Here is a 23,189-nt window from a genome sequence, read left to right on the forward strand (position 1 = left end):
AATATTATGCATCTCCCTCCTCCAAATTGCAACCTTTTTTAATAAAAACCGTCAAAATCTCCCCTCTTATCAATCTGCTTCACGCCCCAATTCGACAATACTTTCTATGATTCCTATTTTATACTTATATCTCTATCCTTATCTAATTATTTTTCCATCCCCGTCACGATTTCTTCCTCTTCCTCGTCCTCATCTGAACTCTAAACTACCTCATTCTCCCCCGAATCCGCAGTATCCTCCGATGTTACAACATCCTCAGGCACGTTTTCCTCTTCTAACGTCTCTTCTTCCTGCGCTACATCCTCCGGCACAGCCTCTTCTTCCTGCACCGCATCTTCCACAACTACTGTCTCGCCCTGCTCTGCATTTTCTGCATCTTCCGTGCCTTCATTCGAAGCCAAAACGCCCTCTTCCGCTTTCTCCTTCTCCTCTTCTTCCGTTTCTTCCACTCCCCCATCCTTCCGGAACTTCTCCCGGAACTGCTCTTTCTTGGCTGCCACAGCGTCCATGAGGGCAAGCTTCTTCTCTTCGCGGTTCTCTAAGGCTTCCTGCTTCTTTGCGTCACGTAGTTTTTGCTGTTCTTCGCGCTGCGCGGCTTTCTTAAGCTCTTTTTCCTGGCGTTGCTCTTCTTTGATGCGAAGCTTCTCGGCTTTATCCTGCTCCTTCTGCTGCAGGCGGTTCTGGCGAAGCTCGTCTTTCGCCTGCTGCTTCTGGCTCTTCTTGACCTGCTTTTTGGCGGAACGCTCGATAGAACGGATCATGCTCTTGGCATCACCGACTCTGCGGCGGGCACTGCGGTATGGATCGTAGAGGAAATAGGATGCTGTGGTAAGTGCCAGCAGCACCAGTCCTACGATAAGGCAGATTGGAAGCAGGAAATCGTAGAAGCCGTACTTTAATTCATAGCCGATAAAGAGAACCAGCATCACCGGGAAAACTACTGCTGAGAAAATATCGCAGATAAGTCTCCAGAGAAAGAAGCACTGCTTCTGATGTACAAAAATGGCAGCCTGCACGCCGGTAAAGAACATCAGCATCAGACAGATTTGTGATGTGATTCCATGTAAAAAGCCTACAAAGACGCACAATGCCAGTGAAAAGAAAAACATGGCAAGGGCGTAGCCTCTGCGGTATGCATATTTGTATTCCCGCATTCCCTCTCGCTTATCTGCACTCAGGTCATGGATTTCATATACCCGGTCATTGACCCGCTCCTTCATGTCCTCCCGGTATTTGCGGCCTTCTCTGGCATGTGCCATATTTTCGTCCATGTCTTCGTCCAGTTCCTGCAACATTTTCTGTTCCATAAAAATCTGCTGCAGCAACTCATCTTCCCGCTCTCTGCGCTTTGTGATTTCATCCTGAATCCAGCTTGCCTTCTGCATCTGGAGACTCTCTTTCATCCATTGTTCCTTTTCCATATTTTCACCCATAGCTGCCTTCTCCGTTTCATACGCTTCCATTCTGTTCTATTTCTAATCAATCAAATCATTCTGAAATCTCGACAAATGCTCATAGGGAAGAATCAGTCTTCCCCGGTATAAGCCGCAGCCGTCATTCATCAGGCTGTTGCTTACTGCTGTAAACATGTCGACATCCACACCGGAAAGCTCCAGTTCCTGCAAACGCCTGCACCGTTCATAAGCTTCATCAAAATAAATGCATTCTCCCTCCGGGATGGTATCCCGGCGTGCTCTGGATGCTTCCTGCTTTTTCTCATAATTAATATGATTGGCGGAACCGATTTCTGCAATGTCATCCATCTGCTTTGTGCGAAGCTGCATTTCCACATAACATCTCGCACTGTTATCATAAAAAGTAATATGTAAGGATTTGTAATCGTCCTCCTTTTCGCTGGTGATATAATCCCGGTAATATGGTTTTACAGCATCATCCAAAAGCGGGGAACTGCTTCTTAAGACACCGCCTGTCGGCTCTGCCGTAAATCCACGCTCCTCTAAAAACTGTGGCAGCACATTTGCAATCTGATAAAGGTGCTTTAATTCCTCTTCTTCGCGGTTCTCATGATTTTTCAAATGACACCGTGGCATGGAAATCACAATCCGGTATGCAATCAGATCACGGAAGCAGTTCAGCTTTTCCTTTAATTCTGCAATGTCCGGATAGCTTTTATTCTTTTTATAATAATCATAAATGTACTCTACAATATAGCCGTTGAATTTGCCCTCCGCACGAATCAGTGACTTGATTCTTCCTTTAAAAGTAAAGGAAAGATAAGGATATTCCATTGCCATATATTTGTAGAACTCACGGATTTTCTGGGACTGCGCTGTCAGGAAATCATTGTGCTCTAACAGCTCCATAATCTGAATCAGGAAATTGCAGTGCACCAGATCCACTTCATTTTTTGATACTTTTGCGGATGCCCGGAGGTCCTGCGTATACTTTTTCAATATCCGGAACACCGTTGCTCCGGAGTATAAGTAATCATTTAATGTAACCATTTTTCCTCGCTAAAATATCTTTTTATTTCAAATACTCTGCCAGTTCATATACCCTGTTTCTTGTTAATTCTGCCGCCTTATCATTTTCCAATAATGGCTGCAGGCTTCCGCCCTCGGCATCTTTGCCGGCTTCCTCTACTGCACTGTCTTTTGTCTTAATCCAGTCACGCTCTTCCTGGGTAAGAGTCGTCATAGTGTCCTCATCCAAAGTCTCTTTTAAACGGCTCCAGATAGAATTCAGCTCATTATCCCACAACTGATACAACTGCAGAGACAGGGTATTCATTTCCTGCTGTGCCAGTTCTCCACTGGAAAGGTCTTCCTGCATGGTTGCTGCTTTCTCCTCGATTTTCTGCAATTCACTCTCTATGGATACATCGGAAGTTGTGGTTTTATCATTTACCGTAACCTTATCTCCACTCGGTCCTAAAAAGGTATCAAAGGTCAGCGTATTAAAAATTGCATAGAATGGAAGCGTCGTATCCTCATCGGTAAGACCAATGGATGCCCAGTCCAGGAATCTTTCCGGCAATTCATCTAACGGTGCACCCGGCAGATAAATATATAAATCATAAACCTCTTCCAAGCCAGCCGGTCCCGTGTAAATATATTTCACGCCGCCTTTAATTTCCGTGTCGCCTTCTGTTTCCTTCGTTGCAATATTCTCCAACTGCATCTCATAGGTATAATCATTTATCTTTTCCGGCTGGGTGAATTTTCCATAGAAATCACAATAGTAAAGGGTTCCATTTGGATATCCATCCCCGCTATCTCCCGCATCTGCATCATGATAATTTCCCACAAAAGAGCCATCCTCGGATAAAATCAATGTAGAATCCCATGCACCGGCTCCGCTGGTAAACATAAAGCTTTCTCCTGCAAGCTGTGCAAAAATGTCATCTTCATCCACATTTTCCGTTTCTGTCTCCTCTGTCACCTCTTCTGAGTTTTCCGTTTCTTCCGTCTCAGTCTCTGCCTCTGTTTCTATGGTCTTTTTCTCCGACTCCACGACTCTGCTTCCGCAAGCCGCAAACGTTGACATTCCCAACGCTGCACTTAATATCATTACTAAAAACTTTTTCCCTTTCACAAACGAATCCTCCTGATGTTCCTTTTCGTTTCTCGCCCCTTTTTTATCTTTCTATTATTCTAAATCAAATACATCCTGGTTTCTTCCCCGTTCTTTTGCAGCATAGAGCTTCTCATCCGCTAAGCGGTATAATACCGTAACAGCAATCCCTTCTGTATAATGCTGTACTCCACTGCTGAAAGAACATTCGATATTCTTTTCATGCTTTGTAAATTCCTTATATTCCCGTCTTATATGCTCTAGCATTTTACCGATTTCATCCGTGTTCATCCCCTTTAAAACCAGCATAAATTCTTCTCCGCCAAAGCGTACTGCAATCCCTTTGTTCTTTACATGCTTTGTTAAAAGTCTTGCAAATTCCACCAGAATAATATCTCCAAATCCATGTCCGTATGTGTCATTCACATGTTTAAAGAAGTCAAGGTCAATCAGTACCGCATCAAATTCTTCCTTCTCATCCAGAATAAGGTCTCCCAGATACTGATTTAAATAACGACGATTATAGATTCCGGTCAGTGCATCTTTATCTGCGGCATCTTTCAACTGTTCATTCAACTTCTTTACTTCTTCTTCCTGTCTCTGTCTCTGCATCTGAAGCAGGATAGAAATTAAAAAGACACAAAGTAAAACGATAAGCAGGGAACAAAGTGTGCTCTGCAGCACGACTTCTTTTGACAGTTTTTCACTTTCCAGCGGTCTCATATAGGCTAAAATAACTGCTGCCACATCTGCTACAATTACCACGCCGGCAAACCGGATTGCATTTCCGGTTGGAATAAAAATCGCAATTGCTACCATCGCAAGTACCATGTATACAATCGTTCCCGTCTGATATATATAATACAGTGCCGGAAATTCCACAAGGCTTAATACTGCTATCATCAAATAAGACGCATAACGTATCTGTCCTTTTTTAATTCCAATGAAACTTCCTGCAACCATAAGTAACATACAGATTCCGCAGAAAATCGTTGTTCCGCTCCATCCGAAAATCAATGCATTTCCAATAAATCCTGCCAGATTTCCGATACAGCTTCCCATTGCCAGCACATAAAACTGTCTGCGGCTCACATCAATTGAGGTATCAAATAAAAAATTCATCTTTCCTCTCCCATTTTATGAAAATAAGTTTTTCAATTCATCCAGTGTATTTACACATATCGTAAGTTTCTTTTTTAATTCATCATCTGGCTGTGTCTGGTCCGGGACCATTGCCACCTGACAGCCTGCCCGACAAGCACTCATAACCCCATTGGGCGAATCCTCCACCGCAAGGCATTCTTCCGGAGCAAGTCCAAGTTGTGCACATGCAAAAGTATAGATATCCGGTGCCGGCTTTCCATGTTCTACCATGGTTGCACTGATGATTTCATCAAAGTACGGATATAGTCCTATCTGCTTTAAATATCTTTCTGTCCGTTCCATGTCGGTTGCCGTTGCAACTGCCCGCCGGATTTTCTTTTCTTTTAAGAAATTCAATAACTCAATAGCTCCTCTTTTTATCTCAATACCGTTCTTTGCAAGATATTCCTCCATCAATTCCTTCCGGTAAGCCCGGATAGCCGGATAGTCAAGATTCTCATCTGCAAACATTTCCTTTAAATGCGTCGGTGCAAAGGGTTGTCCTAAGGAACGCATGGACAATGCCTGCTCATCACTCATTTCATAGCCAAAATGCGCCATTGCCTTAGGCCAGCAGATTCTATAGTATTTCTCTGTATCAATGAGTGTTCCGTCCATATCAAATAAAACTGCTTTTATCATATTACATTTTCTTCCTGCTTTTTCCATTGACTAATTTGCCATCCCCACTACCACAGTTACCGAAAAAAGATTTTCTTCCTGTTTCAGGAAAACATCCCCGTTCATTTTATGCATCAGCTTTCTGCATATATAAAGCCCCAGTCCGCTTCCTTCCTGGTTTCCTGCATTAGAGCCACGATAGAAGCTGTCAAAAAGATGCGGAAGTTCTTCTGCCGGAAGAACTTCTCCTGTATTTTCCACGGTAATCAGCACACAGTCTTCTTCTTTTGAAATTGATATACCAATTTTTTTTGCCACTACCATATTTTATAGCATTTTCTATGATATTCTGCAATACTTCCAGCAAACGTTCTGTATCTGCCTTCACCAGAAAATTCTGATACTCCCCCATGTTAAACCCTATATGAAGCTGTGAAAGTTTATCTTTATAGTATACTGTATCTCGACAGACATTTCCGATGGCATGCCTTCTTCCGTAAGTTCTTCTGCCAGGTCATCTAATTCTTTTGCCAAATCAGCCCGGGTCTTTCCTGCCATATTCCCCATTGCCTGTGATACATCTGATATGTAGACATCACTTTCTTTTCCAAATGTCGTAATCAGATTCTTACTTTTCATGGTATCTGTTGTAATAACCACTCCCAGCATAAAAACGGAACAGAGGAAAAAGGACAATATAATCGTAAGGAACCGTCTTGGACTGCTTAAAATATCATTGACTGCCAGATACCAGGTACTGTTAAAACGGCTTTTTCCCAGCCGGTAAATGGATTTCTTTTTAAAGCGTTCTCCGGACTGACCGTTTCGAATAGCATCCACCGGTGTCAGCTTCTTTACTTTTCCGGTACACCGGTATGCAAACCAGATAGTAACTGCAATAACAATGACTGCTCCTATGAAATTTACCGTAATGGCATGACTGTTTCCCAACATCATATTTTCTGTCACAGACTGCAGCAGCATATTGCCAAATGGGATGCTTGCCAGGAATCCAATTGCTGCTCCCACAACAGCCAGCATCAGATATTTTACAAGATAAAGGCTTCGTATCTTAAAGTCCGTAATTCCGATGGCTTTCATGACACCGATTTCCCGGTATTCTTCTGTCACCGTAAAAGTAATCGTAAATTTCAACACTGCAAAGGATACTATCATCAAGCATACACTTAAAACCAGCACCACAAATGCCCCAATCATATCCATGACATAACATAATTTAAAAATGTCCCGTCCCCGGTTAAATAGGATGTTGGATGCATTGCTTAACAAAGAGGCTATTTCCGATGGATTGTCTGTGTCAATATAAATAATCTCGCCACGGTATTCTGCAAGACTTTCATCCGATGCAAATTTCTGATAATCCGCTTCATTTAAAATAAATCTTTTATTTCCCATAAATTCAGAACCCAGCAGCGCATCTTTTGCTTTTCCGGCAATCGTAAACTCCACACTGTTTTTGCCATGGGTAATCGTAAGTTTATCTCCCTCTTTTAAATCATTTGCATCTAAGAAATTTCCTGTGACATAGACCTCACCCTCAGGCACTTTTGTAAGCTCCTTATTATCCTTTGTGAAAAAATGTATCTCACTTTCGGAAATGGATTCTATGATCATTGCCTTGTTTGCTATATCAAGTTCTTTTCCCTCTGCCTTGATATTCCCCTTGGCTGCATACATAATATGATCCATGCGGTAGTCTTTTACATACTGACAGGTATCCAAAAGCTCCGGCACACCGCCATCCCCCTGCTGGGTCAATACTACATAATCTCCAATGTCTGCCTGATTAAGATAATAATCGGTTCCATTTACTACCGTCAGTACATTGTTCAGCCCGCTTGCCACAAACATGGCAGCTAAAATAATAAACAGCAAAATTACAATATTAATTGTTTTCTTTCGCTTTAAGTCTTTGCGTAAGATATCCCAAAACATCTTCTGCTCCTTTCTATCCTCTTAGTATACCTCAACTACGCGAAACGCGCTTTGCGATTTTCTCGCTACTTGTAACAAAAAATGTGCCTTGGCACATTCCCGCGCCTGCGGCGGTCGCTTGCGACATCTACCTTATACGCCGCAGTGTGCATCCTCGCGGAGCGTTTTTTACTTTGCAGTCAATTTCCTGTAAAGCAAAAAAAGAACCGGCAAAGTTTTATTTCCTTTGCTGGTTCTACTATAACGAATCAATTATTAAAGAATCCTTAAATCTGAAAATTCTTATTTCATGCTTTCTTTTAAAATAAATGCCATCAGCAGTGCATCCGGTCCGATATGGGTTCCGATTGCCATTCCAACTTCATGTAAGCTGCTTTCTGTCAGGGAAAAAGCTTCCATGGTTTCTTTCCGGAATTCCTCTCCCATTTCCGGATTATTGCTGTGAGCAAATTCTACCGGCATGCAGCTATCCACTTCTCCTTTTTTCAAAAATGCCTGCATTCCGCTTTTGGCTGCTTTCATGCCGCGGGCTTTGGAATAGCCTTCAATCTCTCCATTCCGGAGCAGCAGCACCGGCTTGATTCCCATTACATTTCCCACCGCTGCAACTACCGGAGAAATACGTCCGCCCTTTTTCAAATATAATAATGTGGATGGAACACCGGTAAGATAGGTGCGGTTCTTTACTTCTTCTAAGATTCCTGCAATCTCTTCTGCATTTTTACCTTCTTCTTTTAACTTCACGGCATACTCCACCAGAAGCCGCAGGGATAAGGATGCCTGCAGGGAATCCACGATATATATCTTTTCATATCCGCACATTTCCTTCGCCAGCACCGCTCCGTTATAAGTTCCTGAAAGTTTTGAGGAAATGAGTATCACCAACACTTCTTCGCCTGCTTCTTCTGCCGCTTCATACTTTTCTAAAAATGCTGCCGGTGATGGCTGGCTGGATACCGGAAGTTGTTCCTCGCTGCGCAGTTTCTCATAAAATGCTTTGAAATTCTCTTCTGTATTCCGGTCGAATATAACATCTGCAAAGTTTGCCGAAATCGGCACCAGATCCACACCCATTGCCTTTGCTTCGATTTCTAATATATCAGATCCTGTATCTGTAATTATCTTCATTTTCGTCTCCATCTCTTGACTGTTGTCTGTATCTATGCCACACTATATGTGAGATAATTTATATCACATTGTTGTGGCTGCATAAGTAGCATTGTAGCATAGTTTTCCCTTTTTTCAACGGTTTGATGTGAGACATTTTATATCATTTTGTATCATGATACGGATGTGGTGCCGGTGGGTGGGACAGTCGTTTTATATTTGTTATTACGATTTGTATTTGATACATACATTGCTTCTAACGTCAAAGAGCGGTTTTTCTTGCACTGCATTTTTCTTTTGCCGATAAAGCCTGTCTTTCCAATGTTTGACAGTATGCCGGACTCTGTTCGCCTGAATGCGGATACGATATATGCAGTCTGTTAGAGACGCTTAGAATTCCGGCAGCAACCGGCAACGCTGGCACAGGGACGTGCCAGCGAGGCACATCTTAAGCATGGATGCGAATATGTGCCGGGTGCCGGAAGATACGGAAACTTTAACGGAATTCTTAGCGTCTCTTTCAGACGGAATGTGGTATCCGCATCAGACGGACAGAGCCGGCATCCGGTCAAAGCAACGGAAAGGACAGCCTGACAGCAAGAAAAATACAGTGCTAAGAAAAATAACGCTCTTTGCGTAATGAACCAATGCACATATCAAATGCAAATCGTAAGAAACGAATATCATATTCTGTCCCACCCACCAGCACACATCCATAGCACATACGAACAGGAGCATTCAAATGAAAGAAACAGACAAACGATACGAAGCGAACCGCCAGGTAAAATTAAAGATTGCCCGTGCCCTGACCAAACTCATGGACACCAAAGCATTTTCCGATATATCCGTAACCGATATTATTACCACTGCCGGAGTAGCAAGAGCTTCCTATTACCGGAATTTTCATTCCAAGGAAGAAGTGTTGATTAAAATTACGGACGATATTATGGAAGAATACCGGAAGCGGGCAGAACAGCTTGAAAATGACTTTTTCAGCTATGAGGCAATTTTACTGATTTTCCGGTATTTTAAGACTTACAAGAAATTTATTTTAAGTGTATATAAGGCAGGTCTTGCATACATTTACTTAGACCTTTTTGATCAGGAATTAGAAAATCATATGGGTGACATGCCTTATAATGATATTCACCGGTATAAAGTCTACTTCTATTCCGGCGCACTCTATAATGTTTTCTTAAAATGGCTGCAAAACGGAATGAAGGAGCATCCTTCCGCTATGGCTGCCATGGTGACGGAAATGTTAGAACAGGGAGCCTATCCGCTAGCTTAGCTGCCAGCGGACATGGCTTCCTTCTTCATCTTTTGTAATAAGAAGCTGGTCTTCCATTTCCTGCTTTAATTCTGTTACATGGGAAATGATTCCAATAAGCTTTGAGCCGCCTGCCATCTCTTTTAATACCCGGACCGCCTGCTCTCTTGCATGCTCATCTAGGGAACCAAAGCCTTCATCAATAAACATCATATCAAGATGTATGGCAGCAGAATTTTCCTGAATCTCATCTGCCATGCCTAGTGCCATGGATAACGCCGCCATAAAGGACTCTCCTCCGGAAAGCGTACGGACTTCCCGCTCTTTTCCGGTCACATTGGAATATACCATAAGGTCAAGTCCCTTGTTCTTTCCGATTGCAGCCTTCTTCTCATCAAACATTCTGAGTTCAAACTGTCCTGCTGACATTTCTTCAAAACGGCGGTTTGCTGCATAAAGAATCCGCTCCAGATAATAACGTTGCACAAAGGTCTCCAAATCCATACGGCTGCCGGACACATTTCCGGAAATGACAGTATAAAGCCGTGTTATACGGTTGTGCTGCTCTAATACCTGCTGCCGCCCGCTCCATATTTCCTCTACCGCTTCTAAGATTTCCGTATCCTTCTGATTAGAAATCTCCCACTCATTGGCTGCCCTGCCTGCAAGCTTACTCTGCTCCTCTGCTGCCTTAAGTTCCTCTGAAAGCTTCTCTACGTCCGGTTTTTCTTTCTCTCCTACAGTTTCTTTCGCTGTCTCATAGCGGCTCTGATACATCGTCTTCTGATTCTGATAATCTTCCCTTTTCTGCCGCATCTCTTCCATGGCATCCATCGAATACTGCTCCACCAGAGTCTGCCATTCCAGTTTGGAAATATCTTTTTCTTCTATATATAAATCATATTTTTGCTGCTTGGCTTCTGCTTCCTTTTTCCGTTCCGGAAGTTCTCTTTCACAACGGACAATGCCTGTCTGTGTACCGGTTTTCTCTTCCTCTAAACGGCTCTTTTCTTTATCAGCCTTTGCATATGCACTTTCTGCAGAAGCCTTCTTCTGCTGTGCTTCTGCCAAGACTTCATCCGCTTCTTTTTCAGATGTATAGTCAAGGGTGCGGTTCCGCTCTGTGTAAGCTGCCTGACAACGGTCAAACTGCTCTTTTGCCAATAGCTTCTTTTCTGTTGCTTCTGTCTCTTCTTTTTGAAGGACAATCTTTTTTGCTTCTGCCTCTTCTAATTTATGAGACAATTCCTTCTGCTTTTTTATCTCCTGCGAAAGTATTTTTTCTTCTTCTGTAAGCTCTTTCTTTCGTATGACAAGCCAGGATTCCATTTCTTCATCGGCTGCCGGGTTTGCTTCCTTTCCAAAGTCTTCTATTTTCTTCCGGCACTTTTCCTGTTTTTCTGTTAACTCTTTCTCCCGGTTCTCTCTTCTTACGTGACATGCACCGGCTTCTGTGGATGCCGCTTCCTGCTTCTGCTGTAGCTTTTTAACCTTTTCTTCTAAAGCTTCTAACATTTCCCGGCTTAATTCTTCCTGCATTTCTACTGCAATGCATGGCTTTGGATGTTCCATGGAACCGCAGACCGGGCATGGCTCTCCTTCTTTTAATTCCTTTGCTAAAATACCTGCCTGCGCATCGAAAAACCGCTTACGATATGTTTCGTATTCCTGCTGCTTTGCCTGATACTGTCCGGATGCTTCCCGATAAATCTCTTTTGCATGTTCCTCCTGTTTCTTTTCTTTACCAAGAAGCTGCTTTGATTCTGTAATCTCTGCTACGGCATCTTCAATTTCTGCAAGAGCATCTTTCTTTCCGGTAATCTGTAACTTCCTTACTTCAATTTCTTCGAAGGCTTCTGCTTCTTTCTTCCACTGCACGATATTCTGCTCTAAGACAGTGCTTTTTTCTTTTGTCTCTTTTTCCGTCTCTTCCGCCTGCTGCAAAGCATCTTTACTCTGCTCTACTTCCTGTGCGGCTTTTCTTATTTCTTTCAATGCCGCTTTCGTGCGATTTACTTTTTCTTCTATAATACTGTAATTCTTCTGCTGTGTTTCCTTTTCCGCCTCTGCTAAGTTTCTTTCCTTTTCTGCCTCTTTTAAAGCTTTCTTTATCTCCGGCAGCTTTTCTTCTAATTTCTGTTGTTCTGCCTTTAAATTCTCCAGCCTCTTTACCGCTTCTTCATACTGCTGATAGAGCTGCTTTGCATCATAGGCAAGCTTTATCATCTGCTCTAACCGGGCAGTCTCTTTTATCTCCTCTTCCGCTTCAAAAAGGCGTGCTAACTCCCGCTGTGCTTCTTCCATCTGGGTAAAGGATTTTTGCAGATTTTCCGCTTCCTGCAACGCACTCCTGCAATGCTCCCGCAGTTTTTCCGCTTCTTTTGCTTCCTTCTTTTTCTGCTTTCCCTCTTCCTTAAGATACTGGCACAATTGCTGCATCAATTCTAAAAATCGTTCCATCTCCGGTGCTTTCGCATCCGCCTGCTGCATCTTCTTTTTCAATGCCAACAGGGCTCCCGCTTCTTCAAAAGCTTCCGGTATGTCCGCATTCTCAGCCTTGGCATGAAACTTCGTACGGATTGTGGCAATCTCTGCATCTAATTTTCTTTTCCGGTCTCCTAATTCATTGGCAATCTTTTCATATTTTTCTGTGTGGAATAATTTTCGGAAAATCACTTTTTTCTCATCGGATTTTGCCCGGAGCAGTTCCATAAATTCTCCCTGGGCAATCATTGCCACCTGCATAAACTGCCCCTTGGTCAGCCCGATAATATCAATGATTTTCTGATTTGTTTCCTTCTGCGAATAAACGTTTTCATCCGGCATGATTAAGGTAACGGATTCACTTTCTTCCTTTTCACCGCTTCCCCGCTTCAATGGGCGGACATGTCTTGGCACACGGTGCACTGTGTAGACGCCGCTTTCTTCTGTTCCTTCACAGAATTTTAATTCCACATAAGGCTCTGCGCCCGCTGTAGCAAACTGACTCTGCAGCTCTGTTCCACTTTTTTTATTAGCATTGGAACTGGCTTCTCCATATAACGCAAAGACTATGGCATCAAAAATAGTGGACTTGCCGGAACCGGTATCCCCGGTAATCAGGAATAAATTCTGGGATGGTTTTCGAAAATCAATTTTCGTCCGGTCTCCATAAGAACCAAATGCCTGCATTTCCAAAGTTAATGGTCTCATAACTCAGCCTCCTCCTCTACTTTATTGATGACTTCCTTAAGAATTTCTCTCTCTTCCTCATTCATCTCTCCGATAAACTCACAGCATAGCGAAAAGGCATCAAGCTCTGCCTCATGCCGGAATTTTTCCATTTCATAATTGGCTTTGTGCAGCGTTTCTCTTCGGATTTCCAGCAAATTGGGAAATGCATGACGCAGCCGGTCCTGCATGTCAAAGACATTGACATCCACCTTATCGGTAAGAATCACAGTTACAAAATTATCGGATGGCTGCTTTAATACTTCTTCTAATTCTCCTTCCACAATACGCACCTGACGCAGTGGTTTTAACGGAATTACTCTGGTGGAAAGCTTGCCCTTTTCTTCCAGTTCCACCATAATAATGCCCTTTTTCTGTCCCGCTTCACTGACGGAGCAGGCAAGAGGTGTTCCACAGTAACGATAACACTCTTTTCCCACGGTCATAGGCTTATGAATGTGTCCCAATGCCGCATAGTCAAACCGCTCCAACACATCCGCAGACACTTCATCAATATTTCCCACGGTGCGGATTTCGGAATCCATCCGCTCGACATCCTCCGCCGCTTTTCCTGCCGGCAGATAGAACTGGTGGCTCACCAGCACATTCCGCTCTGCTTCATTTACATTTTCTCTTTCCAGAAGCTTATGCAAAGTTGCATCATAAGAAAGATTGTTATCATTTTCATCCGTTCCCACAATCTGCTTTACCATAGACGGCTTCACAAAAGGCAGTAGATAAAAATTCACTTTCCCATACTTATCCGTCAATGTCACTTTCTCAATGTATTCCTCTTTCGTCTCAGGCGGCTTTCCTATCATATATAAATGCTGTCTTGATAAAATGCTTCGAAAACAGTTCACTCTTGGTGCGCTGTCATGGTTTCCGCTAACCATCATAATGACAGCCTCCGGCACCATCTCCGTCAGTTCATTGATAAAATGATCGAATACCTCTACTGCCTCTGCCGCTGGCACTGCTTTATCATAAATATCTCCTGCAATCAAAATGGCATCCGGTTTTTCTTCTCTGGCCCGCTCTACAATCTGATGCAGGATATATTCCTGGTCTTCCCTTAAATCATGATTCATTAATTTCAATCCGATGTGAAGGTCGGATAAGTGAAATATCTTCATAGCCCATGTGCTCCTTTTCTATACAAGATTATCCTACAAAGTAAGATTATATTTTTCTCTTACTTTGTATTATAGCTTGTCTGTGGTGCTGCCGCAACGGACTTCTGTAGAATTATATGGCAGCATTTTTAAGCAGGAGGCTAATTCTTTAGGGGGAAAATCTTTCAACTTTCTTCACTTTATAAAAATTTCGCAGTTTTTTTATTGATTTTATGACTTATTTATGTATAATAATTATGATGACGTAACTAGGATTTATAGTTTCTCAGTCAAGATATCATAAAAACCTGCTTTTTGCGGGCGATTATCATATTACTATATTTAAAGGAAAGAGGTAAAAACAAAATGGCAGAAATCAATTTAAGCAAGTATGGCATTACTGGAACAACAGAAATTGTCTACAACCCATCCTACGAAACATTATTCGCAGAAGAGACCCAGCCAGAACTGGAAGGCTATGAAAAAGGTCAGGAAAGTGAACTTGGCGCAGTCAATGTTATGACTGGTATCTATACAGGTCGTTCCCCTAAAGACAAATTCATCGTTATGGATGAGAATTCCAAAGACACTGTATGGTGGACATCTGATGAATACAAAAACGACAACCATCCAGCATCTGAAGAAGCTTGGAGCGCTGTAAAAGACATCGCTATCAAAGAGCTTTCTAACAAGAAACTTTATGTAGTAGATGCATTCTGTGGTGCAAACAAAGATACCCGTATGGCTATCCGTTTCATCGTAGAAGTAGCTTGGCAGGCACATTTCGTAACAAATATGTTCATCCAGCCTACTGAAGAAGAATTAAAGAACTTTGAGCCGGACTTCATCGTTTACAATGCTTCTAAAGCAAAAGTTGAAAACTACAAAGAATTAGGATTAAACTCTGAGACAGCAGTAATGTTCAACATTACAAGCCGTGAACAGGTTATCGTTAATACATGGTACGGCGGAGAAATGAAAAAAGGTATGTTCTCTATGATGAACTACTATCTGCCATTAAAGGGCATCGCTTCCATGCACTGCTCTGCTAACACAGATATGAACGGTGAAAACACCGCTATCTTCTTCGGACTTTCCGGAACAGGTAAGACAACCCTTTCAACCGATCCTAAGCGTCTCTTAATCGGTGATGACGAGCATGGTTGGGATGACAACGGCGTATTCAACTTCGAGGGTGGATGCTACGCTAAGGTTATCGACCTTGACAAGGATTCCGAGCCGGATATCTACAATGCAATCAGACGTGACGCTCTTCTTGAGAACGTAACATTAGATGCTGACGGAAAAATCGATTTTGCTGATAAGAGCGTAACAGAAAACACCCGTGTATCTTACCCAATCAACCACATTGAGAACATTGTCCGCCCGATTTCTTCTGCTCCAGCAGCTAAGAATGTCATCTTCCTTTCCGCAGATGCATTCGGAGTACTGCCTCCAGTATCTATCTTAACTCCAGAGCAGACTCAGTACTACTTCCTGTCTGGATTTACAGCAAAACTTGCTGGTACAGAGCGTGGAATCACAGAGCCTACACCTACTTTCTCAGCATGTTTCGGACAGGCTTTCTTAGAGCTGCATCCTACAAAATACGCTGCAGAGCTTGTTAAGAAAATGGAAAAGAGCGGAGCTAAGGCTTACCTCGTAAATACAGGATGGAACGGAACCGGAAAACGTATCTCCATCAAAGATACTCGTGGTATCATCGATGCTATCTTAAGCGGAGCTATCTTAACCGCTCCTACAAAACAGATTCCATTCTTCAACTTTGAAGTTCCTACAGAGCTTCCAGGCGTTGATTCAGGCATCTTAGATCCTCGTGATACTTACGCAGATGCTTCTGAATGGGAGACAAAAGCATTAGATCTTGCTGACAGATTCATCAAGAACTTTGCTAAATACGAAGGAAATGAAGCTGGTAAAGCTCTTGTTTCTGCAGGTCCTCAGAAATAATTTTCCTGATAAGGAAATCAATAGAAACGGAAAACCGGATGTGATTCCACATCCGGTTTTCTTTATCTGTTTCTTATTTTGCTGCCAGATCCTTTACTACTTCACCTGCGATAATCAGTCCAGCGACAGATGGCACAAATGCCACACTGCCCGGAATATCACGCCGCTCCGTACATTTATGGGCTGCTCCCGGCGGACAGATACAGTTGGTTCTACAGCTGATTGCCATATCTTCAACTGGTCTGGTTGGCTGCTCTTCGGAATAAACCACCTTAAGCTTCTTTACGCCACGTTTCTTTAACTCACGGCGCATTACTTTTGCCAGCGGGCATACCTTTGTCTTATAAATATCTGCCACACGGAACTGACTGGCATCTAACTTATTTCCGGCTCCCATACTGCTGATAATCGGCACATTCATCTCCTGTGCCTTCATAACCAGTGAAATCTTCGCTGTTACCGTATCTACTGCATCTACGATATAATCATACTCTTCAAAAGGAAATTCATCCGCATTTTCCGGCAGGAAAAAGCATTTATGCACTTCTACCCTGGCATCTGGATTAATCTCTAAAATACGGTCTTTCATGACGTCTGTTTTATATTTTCCAACGGTCTTTCTGGTTGCAATAATCTGACGGTTGAGATTCGTCAGGCATACCTTGTCATCATCAATCAGATCAAAAGCTCCAACTCCGCTTCTTACCAGTGCTTCGCAGACATATCCACCTACTCCGCCAATTCCAAATACTGCAACCTTTGCATTCTTTAATTTTTCCATTGCTTCTTTTCCAAGCAATAGTTCGGTTCTTGAAAACTGTGTCAGCATCTTCTATCTCCTCTTCTTTGACTACGCTACATTTTACCGCGTCCTTATGTTCTTTGCAACAGAAAAATGCTGCACTCCCATTTCTGAAAGTACAGCATTTTTATTTTTCATTTCATGACTTTTCTATTTCCGATATATCCCTTTTCACTTATTTCATACGGCGTCCTGCATTTAATCTGCCATATGCTCCCGCAGCCACTCCTGCCGCAGCAATCAGTACAAGAAAATATAGGAATATCTGATTGTCGTCTCCGGTTTTAACCTGTGTGCTGCTATCAGACGTTGTTGCTGCCGGTGTCTGTAGCGAAGATGCGTCTGGCAATGTTGTAACAACATTACTTCCGGCGGTTAATGTCGTTCCATTATTATTTTCATTTGGCGTGCTTCCACCTGGTGTATTTTCCAGATTATTTCCGCCGCCCGGGTTTGACGGGTTTAAGCTGTCGGAAGAAGGAAGTCCTTTTTCTACTACAATCTGTGTTGCAGAAGACGCATAATAATTGCGTGTTTCCTGATAACGTACCAGATAAGTTCCGTCAGCAAGTCCGGTCAATTCATTTTCTGTAATTGCGGTATAGGTAGTTCCATCAATACTATATTCCATTTCCGCATTCACACCACGAATCTTTCCATCATTTTTGCCATCAATGGTTTCTGCTACTGCGGTAAGTCCTGTTGGTGCTCCACGATGTGCTTTGGTAATGCTGAAGTATTTTGTTACACTGTCTAAAAAGCGGGAACCGCTGATAATTGCTGCAGCTGTATCACCCACTTCAATATTGTCAATATAAGTAACCGTAAAATCCCTTCCTTCAGTTAATGTCATTCCATCATACGTTACGGTTACAGTCGGCTCTTTTCCTGTGCCATCATAGACAAAGGCAGCCGGGTTTAAAGTAATGTCCGCTTCTGCCAGCTTCTTATTACGAAGCACCAGATTTTGGGCACGATTTCCGGATTCATCCAGTACTGTAATATCAGTATCAACAAAAACTGAATATCCGAAAGGAATTAATTTACCTAATGCCTGTTCCATTGCTGGTACATTTTTATATTTTGCCAGACCACTTATCATGTTTTCTACTGTAATTACAGAATCGTCATCCGGTGCTATTGTAATCATTTCTACAAAGAATGAGCAAGGGGATGCCTGTGAACCTACATGAAGTCTACTGCTCTTTAATTCCAGACCACCATTTGCAGTCCAACTTATCTCATGGATATCCGCTTCCACATTTTCTAATGTACATTTATCAGAAAGACTAGTATTTGCATCATTGAGCATTCTCAGGTTAAGCTTTCCATTGGAAACGCTTAAGTGATTCATGATATTAAATGCATCTAATGTTAAACTCTTCCCATTTAAATCAAGATTTACAGCCTTATATACAGAGGATAAATCAATTGTTTCACTGCTGTTCTTATAATCAACTAATAATTTTACAGTATTGTCTGCATTGGCATTATGGAATGCATCGGACAGGCTGTTATAATTTGTTACATTTCCGCTGGCATCTACAATAGCAGCCACCGGCTCCTGGTCATCACAAACAACACATTTTCCATTGATACGCTTTGGATGCGTACATCCGCTGGCAGTATATACGGTTCCATCTACGATGGCTCCTTTCTTTGTGCCGTCTACAAGCTGGATTACACCTGTTGCAGGAATCCCTTTCACCATGGAAGTTAATGCTGTTCCTTCCATATTTCTCTTTAACGTAACCGTTCCACCTGCATTCAAGTCGACTGCATTCAAAGTCGAAATTACATATGTGCTGCCTTCCTGTTCTATTGTAATATCCCCATCAGTACACTCAATACTTCCACCTGCTCCACCCCAGGTAAGTGATGAATTTGTTGTTCCATTCTGTTTCAGTGTTACATCATTCTTTGCCTTTATATCAAGTTCTGCCTGAAACATCGGTACAGTTGCATTAGTTGAAATGCTTACTGCTCCTGCCAATGCCCGAATCGTCAGCTTACCATCTTGCATGACAGAGTTTGCAGTCTGTTCTATTGTAACATCCCCATTGGTTGAAGTTAAGCTCACCTGTGGATTACTCTTGCTTGTTATTCCCTTCGCTGATTTTAAAGAAATATCTCCTGCAGCTTCAATCGTAAGATTACTGTCAGTCAACACCCCTGTGCTGGTATTTTCCAGTTCCACCTTTCCACCGGTATTTTTCAGGGTAACATTTTCTGCATGGAAAATTGGATAATAATCAGATGCAGAACTTAATGCAAGGTCTCCTTCTGTCTGTGTCAGGTTCAGTGTGGATACTCCACTGTCAATCATACCACATGGTGCGGTTATCGTAACTTTCTTTCCACTTAAATCAACCACTCCACTGCTCAAAGCAATTGGCTCTGAAGACGTTGATGCAGTTTCCAGTGTAATATCACCGGTTGTATCTATCTCAAATCTGCTGCCACCGTTTATTACATTACTATTACTTGTCACCTTAAAATTTCCGGTAAAATCCTTTGTGACAACGGCAGCACCGGTTCCGGCTAACAGAAATGCAGGAGAAGTTCCTTCTACAGTAAAATTTCCTGCTCCGGAAATTGTTAAGTTTCCGCCTGTTACTGTCACCGGATTCGGTCCGGAAGTAGCAATCTCCATATCATTATATACAGTCATGGTTGCCGTATCTTTATCAAAATAAATATAACCACCACTTTCCGGTTCTTCCCCTACTTTATCGACGCCACGAATCGTTGCAGATGGTCCCGGTGTAGAAGGAGGATCCACCGCCTTCACATACCAGCCCGTCTCTAATGTTGTAATTCCTATTTGAACGGATGCCGGCGTATCCTCTGCCTTTACCAATAGTCCGGCAGCATCTCCCATAAATAAGCCTGTCATCATAGCCAATGCCATCAAAAATGCCAGACATCGTTTTTTCGTTTCTTTCCCATATTTCCTCTCCTTTTTTTATTTCTATTTCTTTTGTTCACACAGTTTCTATCTTAAGAAAACGCTTAAAATTTTGCAACCAATTCTTCCAAATTGTGATTTTATCTTCCTGATTGTCGATAAAAAATGATTTTTATTTTCTTTCAATATGTTATACTTGTTTCGTATCCGGTGTTTTTTACTTTTTATATACAGGAGAATAATTATGCTGATTTACTTATGCGAAGATTCTGAAAGCGATGCCTTACGGCTGAAACATCATCTGAATACATATGCCACGAAACATCATTGTAATATGGAGATTCTACTTTTTTCTTCGGGCGAAGAGATGATTCAATATTATAAGGAAGAAAAGCGTTATCCGGTTCTGCTGTTTTTAGATATCTATATGAATAACCAGGATGGTGTGGAAACAGCACGTATCCTTCGTTCACTGGGCTATGAAGGTGGCATTATTTTCACCACTTCTTCTACGGAACATGCCATGGCAAGCTATGAGGTAAATGCTCTTTACTATCTGCAAAAGCCTTACTCACACACAGATTTTCTCAATGCCATGAGCCGCTGCGATACGCTTTTAGAGGAATCCAATGAAGTATTTACCTTTTCTGTCCGTAGGAAGGAATATTCTCTTCCTTACTCAGATATTCTCTTTTTTGAAACCGGGCAGCACAATGTCCTGCTGCACGCTATATCAGAGACTTTTACGATTCCCGGAAACCTGACACAGCTTACCGAGGACTTTGCCTCTGTTGCCTGTTTTCTTCCGGTTGGCCGCAGCTATCTGGTAAACCTAAACCATGTCACTGGAATTCTGCAGCACGACCTTATTATGGAAGACCACTCCATTGTGCAGATTCCTTTTCGTAAACGTGACGAGGTAAGCAAGGCCGTTAATAGCTGGTTTGCAAAGCTTGAGAAAGAGCCAACTCCTCCCGGCTTATCCTAAGGCCAGATATTTCCCATGTTTCCAATGTACTCCTATTGCGAAAATGTTACAGACTTGTTACAATTCATTTGTACTTAGCTAAGACATGATTTCAAAGAAAATAAGGAGGACGAAACTATGTGTTTTAATTTCAATAGCTGTTCCGAGTTATTTAACACAATCTGCAAATTATTCAGACTCGGATGTTAATATGTTTTATGCGATTTGCATAATCACCAAAAAGGCTGTAACCCTTGAAAAATCAAGGATTACAGCCTTTTTTCTAGTTAAGCTGGCAACGGGAATCGGACCCGTGACCTCCGCACTACCAATGCGACGCTCTACCGACTGAGCCATGCCAGCAATTCTGTCGGAACTAATCCCGACTTGTAATACTATACTATAGAGAGCTATGATTGTCAATACTTTTCTACACCATAATGTCAGATTTTTCTTTGCTATGCTCAATCTTCATATTTAACTTCCGGAACGGAACTGCAATTACAAGTCCAATCAGAAGTGAAATTATAATATAGATGCCTAAGATGCCAATGCATTTCCAATAAGTCATTCCATACATACCACCGATGGTCTCCCGGAGTGCATCCATTCCATAAGGGAATGGGAAGAAACGGTAAATCCGCTGATAGATTGCCGGCAATACTTCGATTGGGAAGGAACCACCTGCTCCCGCTACCTGGATAACCATAATAACTACCGCCAAAGCCTCTCCGACATTTTCAAAGGCTACCGTTAATGCGTACATAAATAAGGTAAATACAAAGCTGCAGCATGCACAGGCAAGCCAGAATAAGAACGGGTTATGGCATTGTATCTTAATATAAAATAAATCTCCCAGCGCAGTAATCAATGCCTGCACCTGTCCAATCAGGAAGAATGTAATATATCTTCCAAAGAATTTCTGGTAAGGTTTTGCATCCGGTATTTTCTCATCCGGAAGTACCTTTACATGAATGATTGCCACCAGAATCAACGCGCCTACCCACAAAGCCAGTACCGTATAGAACGGTGACATTGCCGAACCATAATTGGAAATCGGATAAATCTCTTTCGTCTCCATATTGACCGGAGAAGATAAGAAATCTCCTAACAAAGTCGGGTCGGTCTCTAAAATTTTCATCAAAGCCTGATACTGGTCACTGATTTCCAGAGCACTGAGACTTGTAATCACACTGTCAAGTCCGGTCTTCATTTCCTGTGCTGCTGCCAGTGAATCACTTAAGCTTTCATTTCCCTTATCGAGGGTTTCACTATAAGCATCCAACACTTCCGATACTTCATCAAAATCTCCATCGACACCATTTAAAATTGCCAGTGTCTGATTCAGTGACCCCTGCATGGACTGAATGGTTGTCTCCAGCTGACCTTTTACCGAATAGTCAAACGTATCTTTTAAAGCTTTTATTTTGGTCTTACAGGAAGTTATTTCGGTAGATATTTCAGTGTTTAAAGTATCCTTTGCAGTATTTAAATCTGTGACATTATTCTGGACACTGTTTAAATCTGCTTCAATTTTATCTAACTGTGCTTCGATTTCTGCAATCTGACCGGAAACACTTTCATCATCCTTCCAGTCTGCCACACTGTTTTCAAATAACTGACGGATCAGCGGCATCATATTAATTGCGCTCTGCAGTCCGCCGGAAGATAAATCACCATAGTTATCCAACTGATCTAAGGCATTCTGTATCAGCGTATTGATGTTGTCAAGGCTGTCGGCTGCTGTATTAAGATTTGCTGAAATAACCTCAGCCAAAGCACTGGCATTAAGGCTGCCGGAATTCAATGCTCCCTGCATGGTATTTACCGTATTCGAACCATCATCTACCATCGTATTCAGATTCGGCAGCATAACCTGTGTCGTATCAATCAGGCTGGATGCCGAATTGGTAATGCTGACAAAAGAATTCAGCAATGCAATATAGCTGTCCAAATCTCCGCTTAAATCATTAAGCTGTGTCAGGAAAAGATTCATCATAGAGCCGGAATCCATTCCATTTTCTACCATGACATCATTTACCTTTAACATGACTTCTGCCAGAGTGCTGACAAAGGTTGCATTAACCTGTTCCTGCACTGCCGTTTTTGCCTTGGATGTAATCTTTGGTGCAATGGCATTTTTCTTCTCATTTTCATAATAAATAATCTGCGGATTCTGTACTTCTCCGTTAAGGAAGCTTATCATTTTCTCGGAGAAATCCTCCGGAATAATCAGTGCCGCATAATATTCACTGCTGTATACACCGTCGGTTGCTTCATCCATGGTATCAGTAAACTGCCAGCCCATAGTCTGATTGGCTTTCAGGGCATCAATGACGCTGTCTCCGATATTTAAAGACAGACCTCCCATGTCTATTCCCGCATCTGCAGAATATACTGCTATCTTAAGATTCGACGTGGATTCCGGTCCATATGGATCCCAGTTGGACAATATATTAAACCATGCGTACAGTGATGGAATAATGGAAAGGCCTATTACAATAACTACTGCTACCACATTGGTGCTGACTCTCTTAAAATCCCGGTAAAAGATTCTAAAAATATTTTTCATGTGTTATCCCTCT

The 23,189-nt window shown here is 42.2% G+C and carries 17 protein-coding genes and 1 tRNA gene; 4 read left to right on the top strand and 14 right to left on the bottom strand.

The window, feature by feature from the left end; all coding sequences use genetic code 11:
• Nucleotides 1-200 precede the first annotated feature (200 nt).
• From DWX65_RS03620 to DWX65_RS03655, 8 genes are all read right to left on the bottom strand, one after another.
• Nucleotides 201-1,463 (bottom strand): hypothetical protein, encoded by a 1,263-nt coding sequence (locus DWX65_RS03620; protein WP_118172812.1) that lies wholly within the window; start codon nt 1,461-1,463, stop codon nt 201-203.
• A gap of 12 nt (nt 1,464-1,475) precedes the next feature.
• Nucleotides 1,476-2,465, bottom strand: a complete 990-nt coding sequence (locus tag DWX65_RS03625; protein ID WP_118172813.1) for a guanosine polyphosphate pyrophosphohydrolase — start codon at nt 2,463-2,465, stop codon at nt 1,476-1,478.
• 22 nt (nt 2,466-2,487) lie between these two features.
• A complete protein-coding gene (locus tag DWX65_RS03630; RefSeq protein ID WP_118172814.1) occupies nt 2,488-3,555 on the bottom strand; it encodes a lysozyme inhibitor LprI family protein in 1,068 nt (355 codons plus the stop codon).
• A gap of 54 nt (nt 3,556-3,609) precedes the next feature.
• Nucleotides 3,610-4,656: a GGDEF domain-containing protein gene (locus DWX65_RS03635; RefSeq protein ID WP_118172815.1), complete on the bottom strand. Its 1,047-nt coding sequence runs from the start codon at nt 4,654-4,656 to the stop codon at nt 3,610-3,612.
• A 15-nt stretch (nt 4,657-4,671) separates the two neighbouring features.
• A complete protein-coding gene (locus DWX65_RS03640) occupies nt 4,672-5,319 on the bottom strand; it encodes an HAD family hydrolase (protein WP_118172816.1) in 648 nt (215 codons plus the stop codon).
• 30 nt (nt 5,320-5,349) lie between these two features.
• A complete protein-coding gene (locus DWX65_RS03645; protein WP_118172817.1) occupies nt 5,350-5,622 on the bottom strand; it encodes a sensor histidine kinase in 273 nt (90 codons plus the stop codon).
• Nucleotides 5,623-5,718: 96 nt separating this feature from the next.
• Complete coding sequence (locus tag DWX65_RS03650; protein WP_118087213.1) at nt 5,719-7,254, bottom strand: ABC transporter permease; 1,536 nt, start codon at nt 7,252-7,254, stop codon at nt 5,719-5,721.
• A gap of 282 nt (nt 7,255-7,536) precedes the next feature.
• The gene (locus tag DWX65_RS03655; RefSeq protein ID WP_158564693.1) at nt 7,537-8,382 is read right to left on the bottom strand and encodes a DegV family protein; all 846 of its coding nucleotides are present in this window, start codon (nt 8,380-8,382) and stop codon (nt 7,537-7,539) included.
• Between the two features lie 433 nt (nt 8,383-8,815).
• On the opposite strand from DWX65_RS03655, the gene DWX65_RS14815 reads away from it, so the two are divergent.
• Nucleotides 8,816-9,001: a hypothetical protein gene (locus DWX65_RS14815; protein ID WP_118087211.1), complete on the top strand. Its 186-nt coding sequence runs from the start codon at nt 8,816-8,818 to the stop codon at nt 8,999-9,001.
• A gap of 102 nt (nt 9,002-9,103) precedes the next feature.
• Nucleotides 9,104-9,652, top strand: a complete 549-nt coding sequence (locus tag DWX65_RS03660; protein ID WP_118172819.1) for a TetR/AcrR family transcriptional regulator — start codon at nt 9,104-9,106, stop codon at nt 9,650-9,652.
• On the opposite strand, the gene DWX65_RS03665 is transcribed toward DWX65_RS03660, so the two are convergent.
• Both DWX65_RS03665 and DWX65_RS03670 read right to left on the bottom strand, forming a co-directional pair.
• Nucleotides 9,644-12,823, bottom strand: coding sequence for an AAA family ATPase (locus DWX65_RS03665; RefSeq protein ID WP_118172820.1), 3,180 nt, complete (start codon nt 12,821-12,823; stop codon nt 9,644-9,646). The genes DWX65_RS03660 and DWX65_RS03665 overlap by 9 nt on opposite strands.
• Nucleotides 12,820-13,977 carry an exonuclease SbcCD subunit D gene (locus DWX65_RS03670; RefSeq protein ID WP_118172821.1) on the bottom strand — a complete coding sequence of 386 codons (1,158 nt, stop codon included), beginning with the start codon at nt 13,975-13,977 and terminating at the stop codon, nt 12,820-12,822. The genes DWX65_RS03665 and DWX65_RS03670 overlap by 4 nt, the downstream gene beginning before the upstream one ends.
• Before the next feature lie 345 nt (nt 13,978-14,322).
• On the opposite strand from DWX65_RS03670, the gene pckA reads away from it, so the two are divergent.
• A complete protein-coding gene (gene pckA / locus DWX65_RS03675) occupies nt 14,323-15,927 on the top strand; it encodes a phosphoenolpyruvate carboxykinase (ATP) (protein ID WP_118172822.1) in 1,605 nt (534 codons plus the stop codon).
• 73 nt (nt 15,928-16,000) lie between these two features.
• Here pckA and DWX65_RS03680 read toward each other — a convergent pair whose 3' ends face one another.
• Nucleotides 16,001-16,756 (bottom strand): tRNA threonylcarbamoyladenosine dehydratase, encoded by a 756-nt coding sequence (locus DWX65_RS03680; protein WP_022242242.1) that lies wholly within the window; start codon nt 16,754-16,756, stop codon nt 16,001-16,003.
• A gap of 148 nt (nt 16,757-16,904) precedes the next feature.
• The gene (locus tag DWX65_RS03685) at nt 16,905-19,628 is read right to left on the bottom strand and encodes a DUF4097 domain-containing protein (RefSeq protein WP_147339131.1); all 2,724 of its coding nucleotides are present in this window, start codon (nt 19,626-19,628) and stop codon (nt 16,905-16,907) included.
• Between the two features lie 253 nt (nt 19,629-19,881).
• Between DWX65_RS03685 and DWX65_RS03690 the strand changes: the two genes are divergently transcribed.
• Nucleotides 19,882-20,625, top strand: a complete 744-nt coding sequence (locus tag DWX65_RS03690) for a LytR/AlgR family response regulator transcription factor (protein WP_158561855.1) — start codon at nt 19,882-19,884, stop codon at nt 20,623-20,625.
• 269 nt (nt 20,626-20,894) lie between these two features.
• On the opposite strand, the gene DWX65_RS03695 is transcribed toward DWX65_RS03690, so the two are convergent.
• Both DWX65_RS03695 and DWX65_RS03700 read right to left on the bottom strand, forming a co-directional pair.
• A tRNA-Thr gene (locus tag DWX65_RS03695) sits at nt 20,895-20,967 on the bottom strand.
• A 67-nt stretch (nt 20,968-21,034) separates the two neighbouring features.
• Nucleotides 21,035-23,176, bottom strand: a complete 2,142-nt coding sequence (locus tag DWX65_RS03700; RefSeq protein WP_118172824.1) for a YhgE/Pip domain-containing protein — start codon at nt 23,174-23,176, stop codon at nt 21,035-21,037.
• Nucleotides 23,177-23,189: the final 13 nt, after the last annotated feature.

This window comes from Roseburia sp. AF20-18LB (assembly GCF_003461185.1).
In the GTDB taxonomy this organism is placed as follows: Bacteria; Bacillota; Clostridia; order Lachnospirales; family Lachnospiraceae; genus Roseburia_C; species Roseburia_C amylophila.

Coding starts and splice junctions, on each gene's coding strand:
- DWX65_RS03670 (WP_118172821.1), bottom strand. CDS start 13,977: ATGAAGATATTTCACTTATCCGACCTTCACATCGGATTGAAATTAATG.
- DWX65_RS03645 (WP_118172817.1), bottom strand. CDS start 5,622: ATGGTAGTGGCAAAAAAAATTGGTATATCAATTTCAAAAGAAGAAGAC.
- DWX65_RS03680 (WP_022242242.1), bottom strand. CDS start 16,756: ATGCTGACACAGTTTTCAAGAACCGAACTATTGCTTGGAAAAGAAGCA.
- DWX65_RS03620 (WP_118172812.1), bottom strand. CDS start 1,463: ATGGAAGCGTATGAAACGGAGAAGGCAGCTATGGGTGAAAATATGGAA.
- DWX65_RS03660 (WP_118172819.1), top strand. CDS start 9,104: ATGAAAGAAACAGACAAACGATACGAAGCGAACCGCCAGGTAAAATTA.
- DWX65_RS03635 (WP_118172815.1), bottom strand. CDS start 4,656: ATGAATTTTTTATTTGATACCTCAATTGATGTGAGCCGCAGACAGTTT.
- DWX65_RS03650 (WP_118087213.1), bottom strand. CDS start 7,254: ATGTTTTGGGATATCTTACGCAAAGACTTAAAGCGAAAGAAAACAATT.
- DWX65_RS03685 (WP_147339131.1), bottom strand. CDS start 19,628: ATGATGACAGGCTTATTTATGGGAGATGCTGCCGGACTATTGGTAAAG.
- DWX65_RS03665 (WP_118172820.1), bottom strand. CDS start 12,823: ATGAGACCATTAACTTTGGAAATGCAGGCATTTGGTTCTTATGGAGAC.
- DWX65_RS03655 (WP_158564693.1), bottom strand. CDS start 8,382: ATGAAGATAATTACAGATACAGGATCTGATATATTAGAAATCGAAGCA.
- DWX65_RS03700 (WP_118172824.1), bottom strand. CDS start 23,176: ATGAAAAATATTTTTAGAATCTTTTACCGGGATTTTAAGAGAGTCAGC.
- DWX65_RS14815 (WP_118087211.1), top strand. CDS start 8,816: ATGGATGCGAATATGTGCCGGGTGCCGGAAGATACGGAAACTTTAACG.
- pckA (WP_118172822.1), top strand. CDS start 14,323: ATGGCAGAAATCAATTTAAGCAAGTATGGCATTACTGGAACAACAGAA.
- DWX65_RS03640 (WP_118172816.1), bottom strand. CDS start 5,319: ATGATAAAAGCAGTTTTATTTGATATGGACGGAACACTCATTGATACA.
- DWX65_RS03690 (WP_158561855.1), top strand. CDS start 19,882: ATGCTGATTTACTTATGCGAAGATTCTGAAAGCGATGCCTTACGGCTG.
- DWX65_RS03625 (WP_118172813.1), bottom strand. CDS start 2,465: ATGGTTACATTAAATGATTACTTATACTCCGGAGCAACGGTGTTCCGG.